Raw genomic sequence first — 19,971 nt, 5'->3', positions numbered from 1 at the left:
GCCACAGAACAGGCGACGGTGGGTTCCGCGTCGCACTGGGGGTTTTCCTTCGAAGAGCCGCGCGGTGGCGCTGTCGTGCCCACCTGCGGTCCACGCTAATTTCCGGCTCTCTCGCCGCGGTATCAGGGGAAGAACCCCCGCTAGTACATGGCCGGGGGGTTCGGGTCCACGCGGACGTGGACGAGGTGCGGGCCGTCGTCGGCCAGCGCCGCCGCGAGGACGGCCTTCAGCGCGGCCGGGTCGGAGACCGAGCTCGCGGGGCAGCCCATGCCACCGGCCAGCGCCACGAAGTCCAGCCCTCCCAGGTCGACGCCGGGGATGTTGCGCCCTCCCGCCGCGGCGCCGAGCGTGCGCACCGCGGAGTACTGGGCGTTGTCGAGGATCACGAAGGTCACGGGCGCCCGTTCCCGCACGGCCGTCCACAGTGCCTGGATGCCGTACATCGAGGACCCGTCGCCGATCACCGCGACCACCTTGCGGTCCGGCCTGGCCAGCGCGGCGCCCACGGCGGCGGGCAGCCCGTAGCCGAGCGCGCCGCTGGCCGTGGTGAGGAAACCGGTGTCGGTCGCCGTGATCGGCAGGTGGTCGTGCAGGAGGGTGCGGTGGCTGGGGGTCTCCTCGACCACGATCGCGTTGTCCGGCAGCAGCTCCGCGATCGTCGAGTAGACGTGGCCCCCGGAGATCGGGGTGGTCTCGGCGGGTCGGGGTGGCCGCGGCCGCCGGGTCGGGAGTGGACGGTCGGCGGCCCGGACCCGCTCGCGCAGCGCGGTGATGACGAGCTTGGCGGTGGCCCGGACGCCGGTGCCCTCGCGCGCCCGCGCCAGTGCCTCGGGGTCGTCGCTCAGCAGGAACAGCGGCGGCAGCGGCACCTCGGACTCGCCGCGGTGCACGTGGTAGGTGAACGCGGGCGCCCCGAGCACCACGACGACGTCGTGCTCGGCGAGCGCGGCGGCCGTGGCCCGGCGCTCCGGGCTGATGAAGCCGCGGAACAGCGGGTGGTCCTCGGGGAACGAGCACCGCGCCGACACGCCGCTCGCCCAGACCCCGGCGCCGGTGCGCTCGGCGAGCGCGACGAGGTCCGCCACGGCGCCGTCCTCGTCGACCGCGGGCCCCGCGACGATGCCCGGTCGGGAGCTGCCGTCCAGCGCGGCCACCACCTCGTCCAGCGCCGCCGGGTCCGGTGCGGTGCCGGGGATGCGCGGCCGGACCACGACGGGCCCCTCGGCGGGGGCGTCCCAGTCGTCGACCGGCACCGAGACGAACACCGGGCCCTGCGGCGCCTGCGTGGCGACGTGGTAGGCGCGGGCGATGGCGGCGGGCACGTCCTGGGCTCGGGCGGGCTCGCAGCTCCACTTCACGTACGGCTTGGGGAAGTCGACCGCGTCGGTGGCGCCGAGGAACGGGTCGTCGGGCAGCAGCGTGCGCATCTGCTGGCCCGCGAGGACGATCATCGGCGTGCGGTTGCGGAACGCGGTGAACACGTGGCCGAGGCCGTGGCCCAGCCCACCGGCGGAGTGCAGGTTCACCAGCACGGGCTCGCGGGCCGCGTGCGCGTAGCCGTCGGCCATCGCCACCACGACCGACTCCTGCAACCCCAGCACGTAGCGGAAGTCCTCCGGCCAGTCGGTGAGGAAGGCGATCTCCGTGGTGCCGGGGTTGCCGAACACCGTGGTGAGACCCAGCGCGCGCAACAGGTCCCTGGTGGCGTCGCGCACGGTCAACTCGTCCATGTCCCGTCCATTCCCCTGGTGGGCCCGGCCGCGAACAGCCGGGCGCAGCGGTCGCGCAGCAGTGGCGCGTGGTCGCCGAGACCGTCGTCGATCCGGCGCACCGAGTCGTGGAAACCCGTGTCGTCGCCCGTGGAGGCGAACTCGTCGATCGCCAGCAGCGCCTCGCGGAGCTGCGTCCGCACGGCCGCCGCGTGCACGTTCGCCGTCTGGATCTCCCAGTAGACGTCGGGGTTCCCCCCGGTGATCCTGGCGAGCACCGTCAGCAGCGTCAGGTGCGGTGGCGGCGCCAGTCCCAGGAGGACGGACGGGTCGCCGTGGTCCGCCACCACCGCGCCGAACGCGAGGACGGCGGCGTGCGTGGCGGCCTGGAGCACGGCGGTGGTGCGGTCGTGCTCCTCGGCCGTCACCTCCACGACGCGCGCGCCCGCCCCGGCGACGAGCCCGAGCACCTCGGCGGTGCGCGGGCCGTCGACCACCCGGACCGCGGCCACCGCGTTGCCCGCGAAACCCAGCGAGGGGGCGAACATCGGGTTCAGGCCGCACACCTCCGCGCCCCGCTCCTCGGCCAGCGCGGTGAGCCCGCGGGTGACGCCCTCCTGCACCGACAGCGTCTCGACGAGCAGCGCACCGGACCGGACGGCCTCCGCGCACGCCGCGGCCGCGGTCAGCGCGACCGGTTCGGGCAGCGCGAGGACCACGACGTCGGCCGACCGCACCGCGTCGAGCACCGCGGCCGACGGCGCGCGGACGTCGCACACCACCGACTCGACCCCGACGGCCTCCGAGCGCCGGACGTCCACCGACACCACCGGACCGCGCGGCCGGAGGAGGCGGGTGAAGAGCCCGCCCACCTGGCCCGCCCCGCCGAGCACCACCGCCCGCCGGGTCACGGGGTTCCCGCGATCCCGGCTAGCTGCCCGGTGTCCAGCACGACCAGGTCCACCGGACCGGTGAGGTCGGGGGCGCGCAGCGCCAGCCACCGCCGCAGTCGCGGCGCGAGACCGCCGTGCGGCCGAGCGGACCGGCGGGCCGTGGCCTCGGAGCGCTCCAGCACGGCGTCGAAGTGGTACTCGGTGCCGGTGAGGGAGGCGGCGAACGTGACCTCGTAGCCGTGGTCCGCCGCGACCGCCTCCACCTCGTGCCAGTCGACCCCGTTGCCGTAGCCGTAGCGGACGGCGGCCGGGCGCGACTCGCGGGCGCGCCGGGCGAGCACGGTGTCCACGACGCCCGCGAGCGGGATGCCGACGAGCCGGACCCGTTCGACCCGGCGGGAGGCGAGCAGCCGCGCGAGGTGCGCCGGTGACTGGACCTCCCGGTTCCAGCGCAGCATCGGCAGCCGCAGGTGGGCGCCCGCGTGGCGCAGCACCACGTCGAAGTGGCCGACCGGACCGAGCGGCGGGTAGGCGTGCGCCGCGACGTCGTGGCCGACGGCGAGCCCGCGCAGCAGCGCGGGCGGCGACCAGCCCGCGGCGTCCCGCACGCTGCTCGGCCTGCCGGTGCGGGTCCAGTTCGCCAGGCGCTCGACCCTGGGGTCGCGCAGGTTCGCGACGAACACCGCGCCCGCGCCGCCCACCAGCCGCAGCCAGCGCACGACCGCGGTCGGCAGGTCCACGGTGGACAGCGACGGCGCCGCGAGGTCCACCAGCACCAGGTCGTACGGCTCCGGCGCCGTGATCGGGTCGCCCACCGCGGAGATGGCGCGCACGCTCATCCTGGGCCGCAGGTCCGGCCGCCGGGTGAGCACGTCGCACACCCGCGTCAGCGACAGGTCGACCAGCCGGTAGGTCGTGCACTGCGCCGAGAACGAGGCGGGCAGGTCGAGGTCGCCGATGCCGATCTGGAGGACCCGGTGCGGATCGAGGCGGTTGAGCCGGTCGAGCAGCTGCGCCGTCCGCGCGGGACGGGCCGACGGCACGACCGGTTCCGGTCGGGGCACGACGACCGCCGTGACGCGGCCGGACTGGCGCAGGACGACCACCTGGGCCACCAGCGGGTGCGCCGCCAGCACGGCGCTCAGCTCGGAGGACGTGTCGGCCGCGGTGAGGTCGACGCGGTCCCCGCCGTCGGCGAGGTGCAGGCCGTCGCTCCTGGCGACGGCGGAGAGGTCGAGCCCCCCTGGGGGCCGCGAGTCGAGGACGGTCATGGCGTCGGCACCGAGTCGAGGTCGAAGGTCCGCAGCACCTGCGCGTCGACCTTGCCGCTGGGGCCGCGCGGCAGCCTCGGCAGCACGACGAACCGGTCGGGGTGCATGTAGGCGGGCAGCAGCCGGGCCACCTCGTCCCGCAGGTCCCCGTCGGTGAGGCCGGGATCGGGCGACGCGACGAACGCGAGGACCTGGTCGACGCCGTTGCCCCCGGTCCGGACCGTGACGGCGCAGTCCGCGACCGACCGGTGGTTGCGCACCGCGGCCTCGATCTCGCCCAGCTCCACCCGGAAACCCCGCAGCTTCACCTGGTTGTCGACCCGCCCGATGATGTGCAGCTCGCCCTCCGCCGACCAGAGGCCGCGGTCGCCGGTGCGGTAGATCCGCTCCCCCGGCGCGCCGAACGGGTCCGGCAGGAACCGCTCGGCGGTCGGTCCTGGCCTGCGGTGGTAGCCGCGCGCCACGGCGGGGCCGCCGATGTAGATCTCCCCGGCCAGGCCGGGAGGGGCGGGCCGCAGCCGGGCGTCCAGCACGTGGACGCGGTAGTTGGGCAGCGGGCCGCCGATGGGGATCTTCGCGCCGGTGGCCTCGGCGAAGCCGCACCGGTGCGCGGTCGCCCACACGGCGCACTCGGTCGGGCCGTAGTCGTTGAGCAGCACCGCTTCCGGGCAGTCCAGCAGGTGCCAGGCGACCAGCTTGGGCGGCATCGGCTCGCCTCCGACGGAGACCAGGCGCAGGTGTTCGAGCCCCGCGCCCGCCGCCGCCTGGAGGACCAGGCCGTAGTGCGACGGCACGGAGTGGACGTGCGTGACCGGGTCCCGCAGCAGCAGCGCCCGCAGGGCGAGGAGGTCGTGCGCCTCGGCCTCGGTCGGCAGCACGACGGTGCCGCCGCCGGTGAGCGTCCAGTAGAGGCCGCCCGCCGCGCCGTCGAAGCACAGCGGCATGGTCACCAGGTCGCGCTCGGGCGGCGGTCCGCCGATGCCGCGGGCGTGCGTCGAGACCACGATGGACCGGTGGCTCACCGCGACGCCCTTGGGCACGCCGGTCGAGCCGGACGTGTAGATGAGGTAGGCGAGGTCGCCGGGGTCGACCGCGACGGCCGGGTCGTGCCGCGGCCCGTCGGCGCGGTCGGCGAGCGGCAGGACCGGGATCGGCGCGTCGAACGGCCGGTGCGCGACGACGACCCGCGCCCCGGAGTCGTCGAGGACGTGCCGGATCCGCTCGGGCGGGTAGGAGGGTTCGACGGGGACGTAGGCCGCGCCCGCCTTGAGCACACCGAGCATCGCGACGATCGGCTCGGCGGCCCGGTCGGCGAGCACCGCGACGAGGTCGCCCGCGCCGATCCCCAGCCCGAGCAACCGGTGCGCCACGCCGTTGGCGCGCGCGTCCAGTTCGCCGTAGGTCAGCTCGACGCCCCCGCAGACCACCGCGACGGCGGCGGGTGTGGCAGCGGCGTGCCGCTCGACCAGGGTGTGCAGGCAGGTGTCCTCGACCTGGCGGTGCTCGCCGCGCGACCAGGTGTCGACCTCGTCGCGCTCCGCCGGGGTGAGTGCGCCGATGTCGCCGACCCGCTCGTCGGAGGTGATGCCCGCGAGCACGGCGAGCAGCCGGTTCGCGGCCGTGAACACGGCCCGCGTCTCGAACAGCCCGGCGTCGTGGTCGACGCGCAGCGTGCCGTCGTCGGTGAGCGCGAAGGACAGCTCGTGCTCCGCCCGGCCGTCGGCGACCCGCACCGGCGTGACGGCGAACCGCCCGACGGCCTCCGGCGCGGTGTCGCGGTGGCGGCCCACGGCGACGGCCGCTCCCGCGGACGGCGGCACGGGAATCCCGTTCAGCAGTCCGTTGTGGACTATCCGCACCAGTTCGGACGCCCGCCGGTGGTCCTCGACGAGCACCGGTACCAGCACCGGGCTCGGCGTCGTCACCAGCAGGTCGACGGTGGGCAGACCGCGGTAGCGGGCCAGCAGGACCGCGACGGCCGTCGTGAGCACGGCCTCCTCGGACACCCCGAGCGCGGCGGCGAACTCCGCGGGCGCCTGACCGCACGGCCTGCGCAGCGTGCTCGCCGACCCCGACGGCTGCCCGCCGCGCAGTGCGGCCGGCAGCTCGACCGCCGGGAGCACGGGCAGGCCGCGCTCCCCCGTGGACTGCGCCGGGACGTCGTGGTGGTCGGGGTCGAGCGCCCAGCCCAGCACGGTGCGCGGGTCGAGGCCGCCCCTGGTGACGACGACGGCGAGGTGCCGGTCGCGGGCGAGCCTGGCCACCGCGAGCCGGGCCGGGGCGGGGTCGACCACCGCGGCCTCCACCTCCGCGCGGACCAGTTCGCCCCAGCAGGCCGATGCCTGCTCGTCGGCGTCGAGTTCCGCGACCGGCTCGTGCGGCGGTGCGGAGAAGTCGTAGCCGGTGACGCGGAGCACCGGGTGGGCCGCGGCGAGCCGGGCCCTGGTCGAGGTGAGGTCGAGATCGCCCAGCACCAGCCAGGAACGGTCGGTCAGGCGCGTCGGGTCGGGCACTGGTCTCCTCCTCCTTGTCGTCGGTGGACGGGCCGTCCGGGGTGGCGCGGTACGCCACCCCGGACGACCCGCTCAGAGCAGGACCCGCTCGTGGGCCGCCGCGCGGTAGCGGCGCGACCTGCGCAGGTCCCTGGTGACGATGACCTTCTTCAGCCACCGGTCGGTGCCGTCGTACCGGGCGCGGAACTCGCTCCGGCCGTGCACGGCCTTGTAGTTGTCGACGACGAGCAGGTCGCCCGCCCCCAGCGCGATCTCGGTCAGGTTCGCGTCCAGCGCCGAGACCAGCGCGTCCAAGGCCTCCGCGGCCTCGGTGTCGCCCGGACGCGCCGTCATGAACGCCGGGTCGATGCGCAGGTACGGCGCGTCCGGGTGGCCGAACAGGACGGCGCTGGGATCGGGGCTCTCCCGCATCCGCTGGATGCTGTGGATACGGTCCGTGCCCTCCACGAGGGCACGGGCCCGGTTGACGTGCTCGTTGTCGGGCAGGATGAGGAACCGGGGTTCCGCCAGCACCTCCCGGTGCCGCGCGGCGATGTCCACCTCGTCGATGCTCGCCACCGTCGTCGGGACGGCGTCGTGGTTGCGGACACCGAGCAGCAGGAGGTAGTCGCACCGGTGCGGGTGGAACCCGTCCTCGGTGTGCCACTCCAGCTTCACGGTGCCGTGACCGCTCTGCTCGCGCTGCTCGGCGGGCATCGGCACCACGTTGTGCAGGAGCTTGCCGTTCTGCAACGTCGACCACCCGAAGATGTCGCCGAGCAGGCTGGCCACCAGCACCAGGTAGACCTCGTGCGCCGTGAGGGCCGCCACCCGCTCCGGGGTGGGGACCTCCCGCCAGTCCAGGGGTGTCGGACCGATCTCGGCGTCGTCGATGCGCAGCCCGCGCACCACCAGGGCGGCGGCGGGCTCGTGCAGCCGGAAGTCCCTCAGCTCGTCGACCAGGCCCTGCGGGAGCCTCTGCGCCAGGCCCGCCGCCGCGGCCAGCAGCGCCGGGGAGGTGGCGCTGCCGTGGTCGGCCGCGACGTTGCGGGTGAACGTGTCGACGTCCTTGGTGTCGATGGAGGACAGGTCCAGGTAGCGGACGGTCCGCTGGACCGCGGTCGTCGTTGTCGGTGTTCCTTCCATGACGTGCCTCTCTCGCTTCAGCGCACGACGTCCTGAGGTGCGGGCAGGTATCCGTTCTCCACGAGGAACCGGAAGCACGAGTGGGCCCACTGCTCGTTGACCGGCGGGCACTCGATGCCGGACCCCTCCAGCGCCTCCAGCAGCACCTTGCACTCCTCGAGCGGGTCGACCTGCTGCTGCAACTCGGGGTCGAGCGCGGCGTGCCGCATCGAGGCCACGCGCAGGAGCGGGGTGAGCGGGTAGAGGATGTGGTCCTCGTCCACCTCCAGCGCCTGCCTGCGGGCCTCCTCCTCGGCCACGACGTTGAGGTCGTAGCCGAACGACCGCAGCCACTGGTAGCACTGCTGCATCGTCGTGGGTTCCCGGTTGGTGATGTTGAAGTTCTTGCCGAGGTTCTCCTCGCGCAGCGACGTGTAGACGATCGCCTCGGCGGTGTAGTCGACCGGCACCGCGTTGATCACGTCGTTGTAGAGCGGCAGGACGCCCAGGTCGAGGAAGCCCTTGAGGTACACGTAGAGGTAGTCGGTGTCGTGCGACGCACCGGTCTTCGTGTGGCCGGTGATCATCCACGGGCGCTGGATCGTCACCGGCACACCGCGGTCGCGGGCGATGACGGTGATCTTCTCGGCGACCCACTTGGTGCGCGGGTAGCCGGTCGGGACCTTCACCGGGTGGTCGCCGAGGTCGTCCTCGGTGAACGGCCGCGCGGCACCGGTGCCCATGAAGACGTCCACACTGGACACGAGGTGGAACGCCTTGAGGGTGGTGTTCGTGCACAGCCGCAGCAGTTCCTCGGTGCCGAGCACGTTCGCGGCCTTCATCGCCTCGAACGGGTAGGTGAAGTTGACGATGGCGCCGCTGTGGTAGATCGAGTCGAGCGTGGCGGCGTGGCCGTCGAACTCCTCCTTCGACAGGCCGAGGTACGGCTTGGCGAGGTCGCCGACGACGACCTTGATGCGCGAGCGGTAGGACTCGTCCCACGCGCGGTACTTGCGGAACGTCTCCTCCAGCCGGTCCCACGCCGCGTCGGGGCTCTCGCCGCGGACGAGGCAGTGCACCGTGGCGTCGGTGCGCTTGACCAGCTCGACGGCGATGAACACCCCGAGGTAGCCGGTGGCGCCGGTGACGAGGACGTTCTTCGGCGCGAACCAGTCGGCCCTCGGCAGCCCGTCGGGCTTGATGGCGGGGTCCAGCTTCACGTCGGCGACGAGTTCGGCGACCTGCTGGGCGTAGAGCGCCGCGCTGTCGACGTCGTTGCGGTCGCGCTGGTGCGTCTCGACGACCCGCGCGATGCCCTGCACCGTGGGGACGCGGAAGACCTCGTCGATCGGCAGCTCGATGTCGTTCTCGCGGGAGAGCTGCGCGGCGAGCCTGGCCACCAGCAGCGAGTTGCCGCCCAGCGCGAAGAAGTCCGCCGTGGCGCTGATGTGCTGGAGGCCGAGCACGGAGGCGAACGTCTCCGCGATGCCCGCTTCGAGCTGGCTGGCCGGCTCGACGAACCCGCTGGCGGCGATCTCCTGCGGGGCGGGCAGCGCGGCGGTGTCGATCTTGCCGTGCCGGGTGAGCGGCATCCGCTCCAGCGTCACGAAGCCGCTGGGCACCATGTAGTCCGGCACCTGGCCGATGACGTGGTTGACCAGCGTCTCCTGGGTCAGCACCCGGCCGATGACCGGCACCACGTAGGCGACCAGGCGCTGCACGCCCGGCTGGTCCTCCCGCACGGTCACGACGGCCTCGGCCACCAGCGGGTGACGCAGCACGACGTTCTCGATCTCGGACAGCTCGATGCGGAAGCCGCGGATCTTGACCTGGGTGTCCGTGCGGCCGAGGAACTCGATCGTGCCGTCGGCCTGGTAGCGGGCGAGGTCGCCGGTGCGGTAGAGCCGCGCGCCGGGCTCGGCGGTGAACGGGTCCGGCAGGAACCGCTCGGCGGTCATCGCCGGTCGGTTGGCGTAGCCGCGGGCCACGCCGTCGCCGCCGATGTACAGCTCGCCGGGCACACCGGGCGGCACCGGGTTGAACCGCTTGTCCAGCAGGTGGATCCGGCCGTTGGGGATGGGCTTGCCGATGGGCACCCTCGGCAGCTTGGCGTCGGACGGCGACACCGGGTGCACCGTGGCCCACACGGACGCCTCGGTCGGGCCGTACTCGTTGAACAGCGCCGTGTTCGGCGAGCGGCGGAAGTGCTCGGCCACCAGGCTCGGCGGGAGCGCCTCGCCCGCGACGATCGTGGTGCGCAGCGAGTCGTGCGGTTCGAGGTCGGTCTCCAGCAGCACCGCGTACTGCGACGGCACGCCGTCGAGGTGGGTGATCCGCTTGCCGCGGATGAGCCTGCCGAGCAGACGGGGGTCGAGGACCTCGGCCTCGGTCGGGAACACGACCGTGCCGCCGCGGCCCAGCGTCCAGTACAGGCCGCCGCCCGCGGCGTCGAACGTCAGCGGCGCGAGGACCAGGTACCGCTCGGGCAGACCGGGTGCCTCGACGGCGGAGCGGGCCGCCGTGGAGTGCACGATCGCGCGGTGCTCGACGGCCACGCCCTTGGGGCGGCCGGTGGAGCCGGAGGTGTAGATGACGTAGGCGAGGTCGTCGACGTCCACCGCGGACGACACGGGCGCGTGCTCGCCGTCCTCGGTCGGGATGGCGATCCGGCCGATCCCCGCGAGCTCCTCCGGCAGGCCGTCCAGCGCGTCGGCGCGGCCGACGAACTGGCTGATGCCCGCGTCGTTGGTGATGAACGACAGGCGGTCCGCGGGGTAGGTCGGGTCGAGCGGCACGTACGCGCCGCCCGCCTTGAGCGCGCCGAGCAGGCCGACCACGGCGTGCACCGAGCGGTCGACCAGCACGCCGACGCGGGAGCCCACGCCCGCACCGGCCTCGACCAGCGCGGCGGCCAGCGCGTTGGCACGGCCGTCGAGCGAGGCGTAGGTCAGCTCGACGCCGTCCGCGGCGAGCGCGATGGCCGTCGGGTTGGCGGCGGCGGCGGCCTCGACCAGGCCGTGCAGGGTCCTGGTGCGGTCGTGCTCCAGGTCGGTGGCGTTCCACTCGCCGACGACCTGCTCGCGTTCGCGGTCGGTGAGCAGCGGGACCTCGGCCAGCGGCAGCGCCGGGTCGGCGACCGCCTTCTCCAGCAGCAGCAGGACGTGGCCGAGGAACCGCAGGACCGTCGAGCGGTCGAACAGGTCGGTGTTGTACTGCGCCCGCAGGGTCAGCTCGCCGTCGCGGCGCACCGCGTAGAGGTCGATGTCGTGCGGTGTCCACGTGGTCGGCAGGTCGAGCGGCGACGCCGCGGCGCCGGGGACCTCGCGGGAGCCCGCCTCCTCCTCGAAGGTGAAGGAGGTCTGGAACAGCGGCGTGCGGCTGAGGTCGCGCTGGGGCTGCGCGGCCTCGACGATCCGGTCGAACGACAGGCGGGCGTGCGTCAGCGCCTCGGCGTGGACGGCACCCACCCTGGGCGCGAGCCGCGACAGCGAGTCGGCGTCACCGAGCTCGATCCGCAGCGGCACCGTGTTCTCCAGCGGTCCCACCAGGTTCGCGCCGTCGGAGTGCCAGGACGCGGGTACCGGGACACCGACCGCGAGGTCGCGCTGCTGCGAGTACCGCGACAGCACCGCGACGTACGCCGACAGCAGCACCTCGGACGGGCCGTGGCCCGACTCGGCGCCGTACGCCGTCACGGCGTCGGCCAGTCCCCGCGCCACGGGGACGGTGACCGAGTCGCCGTGGATGGTCTTGAGCGGCGGCCTGGGGCGGTCGGTCGGCAGGTCGAGCGGGGTCAGCGCGGCCAGCTGGTCGCGCCAGTAGTCGATGTCCTTGGTCGCGTCGTCGCTGTTGACCCAGTCGCGCTGGGCGCTGACCAGCGAGTGGAAGTCGACCGGGGTGGCCAGCACGTCGCCGGAGGTGCCGTCGACGAGCGCGGTGTAGCGGGTGAGCACCTCGTCGGCGAGCAGCTTGACCGAGCGGCGGTCGGCGACCATCTGGTGCAGGGTCAGCACGAGGACGTGGTCGTCCGCGGCGGCCCTGAGCAGCGAGGCCCTGATGAGCGGCCCCTTGGCCAGGTCGAACCGCAGCCGGGTCTCGGAGGCGACCACGCGGGCCAGCTCGGCGTCGAGGTCGGCGGCATCCACGTCCACGACCGGCAGCCGCAGGGTGACCGCGGGGACGGTGGTGCCCAGCGGGTGGCCGTCGACCTCGCGGAAGGTCGTGCGCAGCACCTCGTGGCGCTGCACGACGGCGGTCAGGGCCTGCTGCATGGCAGCGGGGCCGATGTCACCGGACAGCCGCACCGCGGTGCTGACCTGCCACGGCTTGCTGTCGTCCAGCTGGAGCAGCATCCACAGCCTGCGCTGCTCCAGGGAGAGGTTGCTGGGCGTGGCCTCGGCGGAACCGTCCAGGAGCTGGGCGAGCAGCGCGCGCTTCTCCTCCGGCGTCATGGATTCCAGCTCGTGCTGCTGGCTCATCGGGCACTCCTGTCGTTTGGGTTCGGGCTGGACTAGCTGACGCGGTCGCGGACCGAGCGGGGTCGCATGTCGGTCCACACCTTCTCGATGTGCTGAAGGCACTCCTGCTTGCTTCCGGTGGTTCCGTCCGCCGTCCACCCCGCGGGCAGATCGCGGTCGGCGAACCAGATCGAGTACTGGTCCTGGTCGTTGACGACGACCTGGAAGGTCGTGTCGGCGTCGTCGATGCCCATCTGCGTGCGTCTCCTTCGGTGTGGTGACCTGCCAAGGGTTTTGGTCGGCCAAGGGGTTCGGTCAGCCGAGCTGCCGCAGCAGCTGCTCGACCTCCTTGTCGGTCATGCCGTCGAGCTGGCCCCGCACCGCGGTGGCCTTGTCCGCCGGGCCGCGCGCCCGGTCGTTCTCCAGCGCCGCCACGGCTTCGGCGAGTCCGGCCGCGGTCGGCCTGCGGAAGAAGTCGCGCACCGGCACGAGCACGCCCAACTGGTCGCGCACCCTGCCGATGACCCTGGCGGCGAGCATCGAGTGGCCGCCGAGCGCGAAGAAGTCGGCGTGCACGCCGAACTCCTGCACCGGCAGCGTGTCCTTGAAGATCGCGACGACGACGCGCTCGACCCGGTTGCGGGGCGGTGTGGCGTCGACCGCGCCGAGCAGGGACTGCCCGCGCAGGGCGGCCAGCGCGACGAGCGCGGCGCGGTCGACGGCGCCGTCGGCGAGGCGCGGCAGCTCGGGCACCACGCCGAACGCCTCGGGCACCTCGTGCGCAGGCAGGGCCGCCAGCGCGCGGGTGCGCACGGTCGCGGCGAACTCGTCGTGCTCGCGCGGGGACCCCGCCGCGCGGGCGCCGTCGAGGACGAGCCAGCCGACGAGCCTCGTGGCGCCGCCGACCTCGCCCGCGACGACGGCCGCGGACCGCACGCCCTCGACACCGGTGAGCACGCCCTCGATCCGGCTCGGCACGACCAGGTGGTCGCCCGCGACGAGCCGCTCGTCGGCGTAGCCCACGAACCGCAGGTCACCGCGGCGGCTGTAGCGGTAGCGCTCGCCGGTGGCCGTCGCGGCGGAGCCGTCCGAGCCGCTCCCGGCCACGGCCGGGCCCGCCAGGTGCAGCTCGCCGACCGTGCCGATCGGGACCGGGGCTCCGGTGCCGTCGAGCAGGCGGCGGGTGGTGTTCGCCAGCGGCGCCCCGTCCGGGCCCAGTCCCACCGGGGCGGCGGACGTGGGGGTGTCCCGGCCGACCAGCACCGGGTGGCCGGTCCGGTCGAGCATCCGCACGAGGTCGTCGGCGACGACCGTGCCGCGGCACACCAGCCGCGCGCCCGCCGGTGGCGTCCACCCCTCGGTGAGCACCCGCCGCCACGTCGGCGGCGGGGCGACGACGAACGCGCCGTCGGGAGCGCCGTCGGCGCCGATCACCAGTGCGCGCGCCGAGGTCAGCGCCAGCAGGACGTCCACGAGGTCCGGGCTGGTGCCCGCCAGCAGGACGACGTCGTCGGCCGGGGTGAGCGCGAGCCGGTCGGCGAGCGCGGTGACCGCGGCGAGCAGCGCGCGGTGGGAGAACACCGCTCCCGCCCGCCACGCCGGGCTGTCGGGACCGGGCGCGCTCGGCCCGGTGGGGTCGAACCGCGGGCCCGTGGTGATCACCCAGTCGTCGCCGCGGCGCTTGACGAACGCGCCGTCTCGGGGGTGGCGTTCACCGAAGGACAGCACGGCCCCGACCTCGAACACGGCCAGCGCGGCGACGACCAGCGCCGTGGAGGTGACCGGCGGGGTGGCCACGACGACGTCCGGTCCGCCGATGCCCTCCTCGCGCAGCAGGTCGGCCAGTTCCGCGGCGCGGGCGCGCAGTTCGGCGGACGACAGCTCGACGCCGCCCTCCCGCACGACCGCGTTCCCCAGCAGGTCGAGGACCGTGCCGTCCGGCACCGTCCGATGTGGACCGGTGGCCCAGCTCTCCACGACGGCCCGCTCGGCGTCGTCCGCCTTCGGCAGCGTCCCGGAGACGGCGTCGGGATCGCGGCGCACCTCGGTGAGCACGCGGCGGTAGAGGTCGAGCACCGCGTGGGCCGTGTCGGTGTCGTACAGGTCGCGGTCGTGGTCCAGGCGCAGGAGCAGCCCGTCGGCGTGCGGCAGGACCGTCAGCCACAGCTCGAACTTCGCCGACGTGGTGACGAGCTCGACGGGCGTCATGGTCAGCTCGGGCAGCTCGACGGCGAACGACGGCGTGTCCTGGAGCGAGAACATCACGTCGAACAGCGGGTTGCGGTCCAGCACGCGCGGCTGGCGCATCTCCTCCACCAGCCGGTCGAACGGCATCCGCTGGTGCGTGAACGCCTCCAGGCAGGTGTGCCGGACCGCGGCCACGGCGGCCCCGAACCCCTCCGCCAGCGGCAGTCGGGTGCGCAGCACGAGGGTGTTGGCGAAGAAGCCGATCAGCTCCTCGGCGTCGGGGTGGTGCCTGCCCGCGACCGGCGTGCCGACGGCCACGTCGTCCTGGCCGGTGACGCGGGCCAGCGCCACCTTGAACGCGGTCAGCAGCACCATGAACCGGGTCGCCGACCAGCCCGCGGCCAGCGCGTCCAGCCCGGCCACCTCGGCGGCGTCGAGCACCAGTTCCAGGCGTCCGCCCGCCATGCGGCGCGCGGTCCCCCTCGGCCGGTCGACGGGCAGCGCGAGCGGGGTGGTCCCGGACAGCGCGCCCCGCCAGTGGGCCACGAGCTCGCGCATCGGCTCGCCCGCGAGCGACTCCTCCAGCCAGGCCACGTAGTCGGCGTACTGGATCGGCGGCTCCGGCCGTGCCGGGCCGCCGCCGAGCAGGGCCCGGTAGGCGTCGGCGAGGTCGCGGTAGAACACCTCGGTCGACCAGCCGTCGCAGGCGACGTGGTGGATCACCACGACCAGCGTGTGCAGGTCGCGGGACTCCCGGACGAGCACGACCCGCAGCAGCGGGGGCTCGTCGAGGGTGAACGGGATGGCGGCCTGCTCACGGGCGTGGTCCTGCACGTCGCCCTGCACGACCGGCAGCGACACCAGCGTGTGCGGCACGACGACCTGCCGGGGCTCGCCGTCGACCAGGCCGATGCCGGTGCGCAGGCTCTCGTGCCGGGCCACCACGTCGTTGAGCGCGCGCTGGAGCAGCACCGGGTCGAGCCGCCCGGTGAGCCGCACCGCGCTGACGACGTTGTAGGCGGCGTTGCTCGCCGGGTCGAGCTGGCACAGGAACCACAGCTGCCGCTGAGCGGGAGCCGCGGGCAGGACGAAGAAGCCGCTGTAGTCGCGGGCGGGTCCACCGCTCACACCGCCGACGTAGGACGAACTGCTCACCGCCGTGCCCCTTCCGCGAGGAGGTCGGACTCGATCAGGGAGACGACGCGCCGCTCGTGGCGCTGCACGAAGAAGTGGTCGCCGTCGAGGTCGGTGACGGTGCACGCCGCCGACGTCAGCTCGGACCAGCTTCCGCTGCCCACGGCGGTGGACTGCACGTCGTCGCTGCCGCGCAGGACGTGGATCGGCACCGGGAGCGGGGGTTCCGGCCGGTGGGCGTACTCCTCCACCACGGCGAGGTCGGCGCGGATCGTGGGCAGCATCAGGTCGATCAGCGCCGGGTACTCCAGCACCTCGGGGTCGAGGCCGTTCACGCCGATCAGCCAGGCGACCAGCTCGTCGCGCGGCAGGTCGTGGGCGCGGTCGAGGCGCAGCCGCTGCGGGGCGTCCATGCCCGCGACGAACAGGCCGAGCGGCAGCGGCAGCCCGGCGGCGCGGAGGGCGCGGGTCAGCTCGTACGCCACGAGAGCGCCCATGCTGTGCCCGTAGAAGGCGTAGGGGCGGTCGGTGAAGGGCGCCAGCGCGGTGGTGAGCGCGGCGACCAGCTCGCCGAGGTCCGCCATCGCGGGCTCTCGGAGCCGGGACTCCCGGCCGGGCAGGCGGACCGCCTGCACCCGCAGGGCGTCGGTGTGCCGCTGCCAGCCCTGGAACACCGAGGTGCCGCCACCCGCGTGCGGGAAGCACAGCAGATCGCACGCGGGCTCTGGCACGTCGGCGAAGGACGTCAACCAACGGGTTCCCATGCCGGCCACACGCACCTCCGAATTGATTCCTCCGACGAGCACAACAAATGGGTACCAGCCACCCCTCCGGGCACGTCAAGACATGCAGAGAAAGGTGAGAGATCGCGGGTAGGTACGTGAGAACAAGGCGAGAGAACGGGTCTTTACATTTGCCGGAGCGTCACCGCAGAAATGGAGTCCACCGATGCCCGAACGCACGCTGGCGCATGTGCTGGTCGACCACGTCGCCGCGGGCGGGGACCGCCTCGCCTTCGAGTTCCTGCACGACGACGGACGGCTCGACACGCTGACCTACCGGGAACTGCTGGACCGCGCCACCGGCGTCGCGCGGCGGCTGCGGGAGGAGTCCGACGGCGGGCCCGCGCTGCTGCTGTACCCGCCGGGGCTCGACTTCGTGGTCGCGGTCTACGGGTGCTTCCTGGCCGGCGTTCCCGCGGTGCCGACGTATCCGCCGCTGTTCGGGGCCGCTGACCGCATCAAGCAGCGGTTCGAGCGCGTGCTGGCGGACTCGCGGGCGACGGCGCTGCTGGCCGACCCGTTCGTGCTCGCTGTGCTCACCTCGTCCGGTGCGCCGGAAGGGCTGCCGCCGGTGGTCGCCGTGGACGCGGACGCCGCGCCGGGGGACGCGTGGGACGACCTGCCCGCGCCCGGCGACGTGGCGCTCGTGCAGTACACGTCGGGCAGCACGAACCAGCCGAAGGGCGTCGTGCTCGAACACCGGAACCTGATCGCGAATATCGAGGCGATCAGTGCCGTGTTCAAGCTCGACCAGGACACGCGCGCGATCTCGTGGCTTCCCCCGTACCACGACATGGGATTGATCGGATTCATTCTCACACCCGTGCACGGCGGTTTTCCGGTGCGACTGATGTCGCCGATCCACTTTCTCAAGAATCCGCTGGAGTGGATCAGGCAGATCGGCGAACTGCGGGTCACGCACACCGGCGCGCCGAACTTCGGCTACGACCTGTGCGTGCGCCGCGCCGCGGGCAAGGACCTCTCCGACGTCGACCTGAGCGGCTGGCGGCTCGCGTTCAACGGTGCCGAGCCCATCCGGGCCCGCACGCTGGCCGCGTTCGCGGACCGCTTCGCCGCCAACGGCTTCCGGCCCGAGGCGTTCCTGCCGTGCTACGGGCTCGCCGAGGCGACGCTGATCGTCACCGGCCGGCACTGGACGGGCGACGACGTCGACGCGGACGGCAGGGTGGACTGCGGGCCGGTGATCGACGGCCACGACCTCGTCATCGCCGATCCGGAGTCCGGCACGCTCGTCGACGGCGCGGAGGGCGAGATCTGGGTCCGCGGCCCGAGCGTGAGCCGCGGGTACCTCAACGACACCGGGCAGCCGGAGGGCGACCTGGTCGGGCACGTCGACGGCGAGCGGTACCTGCGCACCGGCGACCTCGGCTACCTGCGCGACGGGCACCTGTTCGTCACCGGCCGCCGCAAGGACGTGCTGATCCAGCACGGCGTGAACCACCACGCGCACGACCTGGAGGCCGCGGCCGTGCTGGACAACCCGGTGCTGCGCCCGACGGCGGCGGCGTTCACCGTCGACCACGACGAGGAGCTGGTGATCGCCGTCGAGCTGGTCAAGCGCGACGGGGCCGACCACGACGCTCTGGCCGCCGACGTCCGGGACAGGGTGCTGGCCGCGACCGGCGCGCGGATCGACACCGTCGTGCTGTGCCCGCCGGGCGCGATCCCGCGCACCACCAGCGGCAAGATCCAGCGAGCGCTGACCCGCACCCGGCACCTCGCCGGTGAGCTGACCGGCACGACCGTGTCGGCGGCGCCCCGCGCGACCGGCGGTCCGGCCCTCGAACCCGTCGAGCTGTTCTTCGCCGAGGTGTTCGCCGCCGTGTGCGAGGTGGAGCACTGCGCGCCGACCCAGACCCTGAGCGGCATCGGCGGCGACTCGATCCGCGGCGCGGAGATCTCGGCGATCACCGAGGACGCGCTCGGCCTCCCCGTGCCCGTCGGAACCCTGCTCGAAGCCCAGTCACCCCGTGAGCTGGCCGGGCGACTGCTGGCGCGCTGGGCCGAGGACGGGGTCACCGGTGCCCGCGTGCTCGACCGGATCGGCGCAGTGGCCACCGCTCGACCCTGACCTCATCGGAGGAGCTTCTCGTGGAATTCCCGGCTGCCCTTGGTCGTGATCTCGTCAAGCGGTGGCGCGCCCGCGCGGCACCGGCCGCCGCGTCGGGCGACACCCCGGCGCAGGCGGGCCTGCGGCTGTTCGAGCAGGTCCACCCCGGCACCGCGGTCAACGTGCTGTCGTTCGTGGCGACCGTGCCGGGAGCCCTCGACGTGGACCGGCTGCGGTCGGCGCTGGCGGAGGTGGCCGCCCGGCACCCCGTGCTGGGCCCCGGTTCCCCGCTCGCGGTCCGGACCGCGGACGACCGCGCGACGGCGCTCGCCCAGGCTCGGGAGCTGGCGTCCGAGCCGGTGGACCTGGCGGGCGGACCGCTGTGGCGCACGGCGGTCTGGTCGCTGGACGGCGAGACGGTCCTCCAGGTGGTGGCGCACCACGTCGTGTGCGACGGCTGGTCGCTCGGCGTGTTCCTGGCGGAGCTGTCCACCGCGTACTCCGGTGGCGAGCTGCCGCCCGCGGAGCCGATGCCCGCGACCACGACCGCGGTGACGGAGGCCGACCTCGCGTACTGGACCGAGCGGTTGGCGGGTCTGCCGCCGCTGGCGCTCCCGACCGACCGGCCGCGCCCGGCCAGGCCGCGCTTCCGCTCGGACGACGTGCCGCTGGCGCTGGACGCCGAGGTCGTCCGCCGGGTGCGGGAGGTCGCCGCGGACGAGGGCGCGACGCCGTTCATGGTGCTGCTGAGCGCACTGCACCTGACCGCGTCGAGGGTGTCCGGGCAGACCGACCTCGCGATCGGGACACCGTCTGCGACCCGTGAGCGCCACCGCGCGCCGAGGGCGATCGGGCCGCTGGTGAACATGCTGGTGCTGCGGACCGACAGCACGGGCGCGCGGACCGGCCGGGACCTCGTGCGGGCGGTCCGCGACACCTGCGTGCGCGCCTACGAGCACGGCCACGTGCCACCGGAGTCGTTGGGGGGCGCGGCCTTCCGGCTGATGTGCGTGTTGCAGGACGGGTTGCCCGAGTTCCGGATGGACGGGCTGCCCGTGCGACCGCTGCTGATGGCGCCCGCCGCGGTCCAGCACGACGTGGAGCTGTACCTGTGGCTGACCCCCGAGGGGCTGACCGGGTTCCTCGGCTACGACACCGACCTCTTCGACGCGTCCACCGCGCGGCTGCTCGCCGACCGGTTCGGGGTGGCTCTGACGTCGCTGCTCGCCGATCCCGACGGCGATCTCGCCGACGTGGACGTGCGCACCGACGCCGAACGCGCGCTCCTCACCGCGCTGGACACCGGGCACCCGGCCGGGACGCCGACCGCGTGCGTGCACGAACTGGTCGAGGCGCAGGTCGACCGCACACCCGACGCCGTGGCGCTGCGCGCGGTCGACGGCACGCTGACCTACCGCGAGCTGGATTCACGCGCGAACCGCCTGGCGCACCACCTGATCGGCCTCGGCATCGGTCCCGGCGATCTGGTCGGTATCAGCCTGCCCCGCACCAGCGAACTGGTCGTCGCGATCCTCGGTGTGCTGAAGGCGGGCGCGGCCTACGTGCCCGTCGACCCCTCCTACCCGGCCGAACGCGTCCGGTTCATCGTCGAGGACACCAACGCGCCGCTGCTCCTCACCACCGACACCTACGCGCTGTCCGATGTGGACACGCGACCGGCCGTGGCGGTGCGCACGGACGACCTGGCGTACACGATCTACACCTCCGGCTCGACCGGACGCCCCAAGGGCGTGATGATCGAACACCGCCAGACCGCCGCGATGCTCGCCTGGGCGGTTCGCGTCTTCCCCGCGAACGTCCTCGCGGAAACCCTGGCCGCCACGTCGGTG

Annotated in this window: 11 protein-coding genes; 2 read left to right on the top strand and 9 right to left on the bottom strand. The window is 73.8% G+C overall.

The window, feature by feature from the left end; genetic code table 11:
• Positions 1-140: 140 nt before the first annotated feature.
• From mdlC to VFZ92_RS05500, 9 genes are all read right to left on the bottom strand, one after another.
• Positions 141-1,730, bottom strand: coding sequence for a benzoylformate decarboxylase (mdlC, locus tag VFZ92_RS05540; RefSeq protein ID WP_330874685.1), 1,590 nt, complete (start codon positions 1,728-1,730; stop codon positions 141-143).
• Complete coding sequence (locus VFZ92_RS05535) at positions 1,718-2,620, bottom strand: prephenate dehydrogenase/arogenate dehydrogenase family protein (RefSeq protein ID WP_330874684.1); 903 nt, start codon at positions 2,618-2,620, stop codon at positions 1,718-1,720. Before VFZ92_RS05535 ends, mdlC begins: the two co-directional genes overlap by 13 nt.
• Positions 2,617-3,873 (bottom strand): hypothetical protein, encoded by a 1,257-nt coding sequence (locus VFZ92_RS05530; RefSeq protein ID WP_330874683.1) that lies wholly within the window; start codon positions 3,871-3,873, stop codon positions 2,617-2,619. The genes VFZ92_RS05535 and VFZ92_RS05530 overlap by 4 nt, the downstream gene beginning before the upstream one ends.
• The gene (locus VFZ92_RS05525; RefSeq protein ID WP_330874682.1) at positions 3,870-6,386 is read right to left on the bottom strand and encodes an amino acid adenylation domain-containing protein; all 2,517 of its coding nucleotides are present in this window, start codon (positions 6,384-6,386) and stop codon (positions 3,870-3,872) included. The genes VFZ92_RS05530 and VFZ92_RS05525 overlap by 4 nt, the downstream gene beginning before the upstream one ends.
• Before the next feature lie 72 nt (positions 6,387-6,458).
• Entirely contained in the window at positions 6,459-7,511 is a 1,053-nt protein-coding gene (gene gntD, locus VFZ92_RS05520; RefSeq protein ID WP_330874680.1) for a guanitoxin biosynthesis L-enduracididine beta-hydroxylase GntD, read from the bottom strand.
• Positions 7,512-7,528: 17 nt separating this feature from the next.
• Positions 7,529-11,968, bottom strand: a complete 4,440-nt coding sequence (locus tag VFZ92_RS05515) for an amino acid adenylation domain-containing protein (protein ID WP_330874678.1) — start codon at positions 11,966-11,968, stop codon at positions 7,529-7,531.
• Positions 11,969-12,000: 32 nt separating this feature from the next.
• Positions 12,001-12,201: an MbtH family protein gene (locus tag VFZ92_RS05510; protein WP_330874676.1), complete on the bottom strand. Its 201-nt coding sequence runs from the start codon at positions 12,199-12,201 to the stop codon at positions 12,001-12,003.
• Positions 12,202-12,262: 61 nt separating this feature from the next.
• On the bottom strand, positions 12,263-15,289 hold the full coding sequence (locus VFZ92_RS05505; protein ID WP_330874674.1) for a condensation domain-containing protein: 3,027 nt from the start codon (positions 15,287-15,289) through the stop codon (positions 12,263-12,265).
• Positions 15,286-16,032 carry a thioesterase II family protein gene (locus VFZ92_RS05500; protein ID WP_330874673.1) on the bottom strand — a complete coding sequence of 249 codons (747 nt, stop codon included), beginning with the start codon at positions 16,030-16,032 and terminating at the stop codon, positions 15,286-15,288. The genes VFZ92_RS05505 and VFZ92_RS05500 overlap by 4 nt, the downstream gene beginning before the upstream one ends.
• A 184-nt stretch (positions 16,033-16,216) precedes the next feature.
• Here VFZ92_RS05500 and VFZ92_RS05495 point away from each other — a divergent pair, with 184 nt between their 5' ends.
• On the top strand, positions 16,217-18,142 hold the full coding sequence (locus VFZ92_RS05495) for an AMP-binding protein (RefSeq protein ID WP_330874671.1): 1,926 nt from the start codon (positions 16,217-16,219) through the stop codon (positions 18,140-18,142).
• Positions 18,143-18,162: 20 nt separating this feature from the next.
• A partial coding sequence (locus tag VFZ92_RS05490; protein WP_330874669.1) for a condensation domain-containing protein occupies positions 18,163-19,971 on the top strand: 1,809 nt, incomplete at its 3' end.

It is taken from the genome of Umezawaea sp. (genome assembly GCF_036375055.1).
Lineage (GTDB): Bacteria > Actinomycetota > Actinomycetes > Mycobacteriales > Pseudonocardiaceae > Umezawaea.
Note: the sequence above shows the minus strand (reverse complement) of the source record. Positions and strands in the feature narration are given on the sequence as shown.

Coding starts and splice junctions, on each gene's coding strand:
- VFZ92_RS05495 (WP_330874671.1), top strand. CDS start 16,217: ATGCCCGAACGCACGCTGGCGCATGTGCTGGTCGACCACGTCGCCGCG.
- gntD (WP_330874680.1), bottom strand. CDS start 7,511: ATGGAAGGAACACCGACAACGACGACCGCGGTCCAGCGGACCGTCCGC.
- mdlC (WP_330874685.1), bottom strand. CDS start 1,730: ATGGACGAGTTGACCGTGCGCGACGCCACCAGGGACCTGTTGCGCGCG.
- VFZ92_RS05510 (WP_330874676.1), bottom strand. CDS start 12,201: ATGGGCATCGACGACGCCGACACGACCTTCCAGGTCGTCGTCAACGAC.
- VFZ92_RS05515 (WP_330874678.1), bottom strand. CDS start 11,968: ATGAGCCAGCAGCACGAGCTGGAATCCATGACGCCGGAGGAGAAGCGC.
- VFZ92_RS05500 (WP_330874673.1), bottom strand. CDS start 16,032: ATGGGAACCCGTTGGTTGACGTCCTTCGCCGACGTGCCAGAGCCCGCG.
- VFZ92_RS05530 (WP_330874683.1), bottom strand. CDS start 3,873: ATGACCGTCCTCGACTCGCGGCCCCCAGGGGGGCTCGACCTCTCCGCC.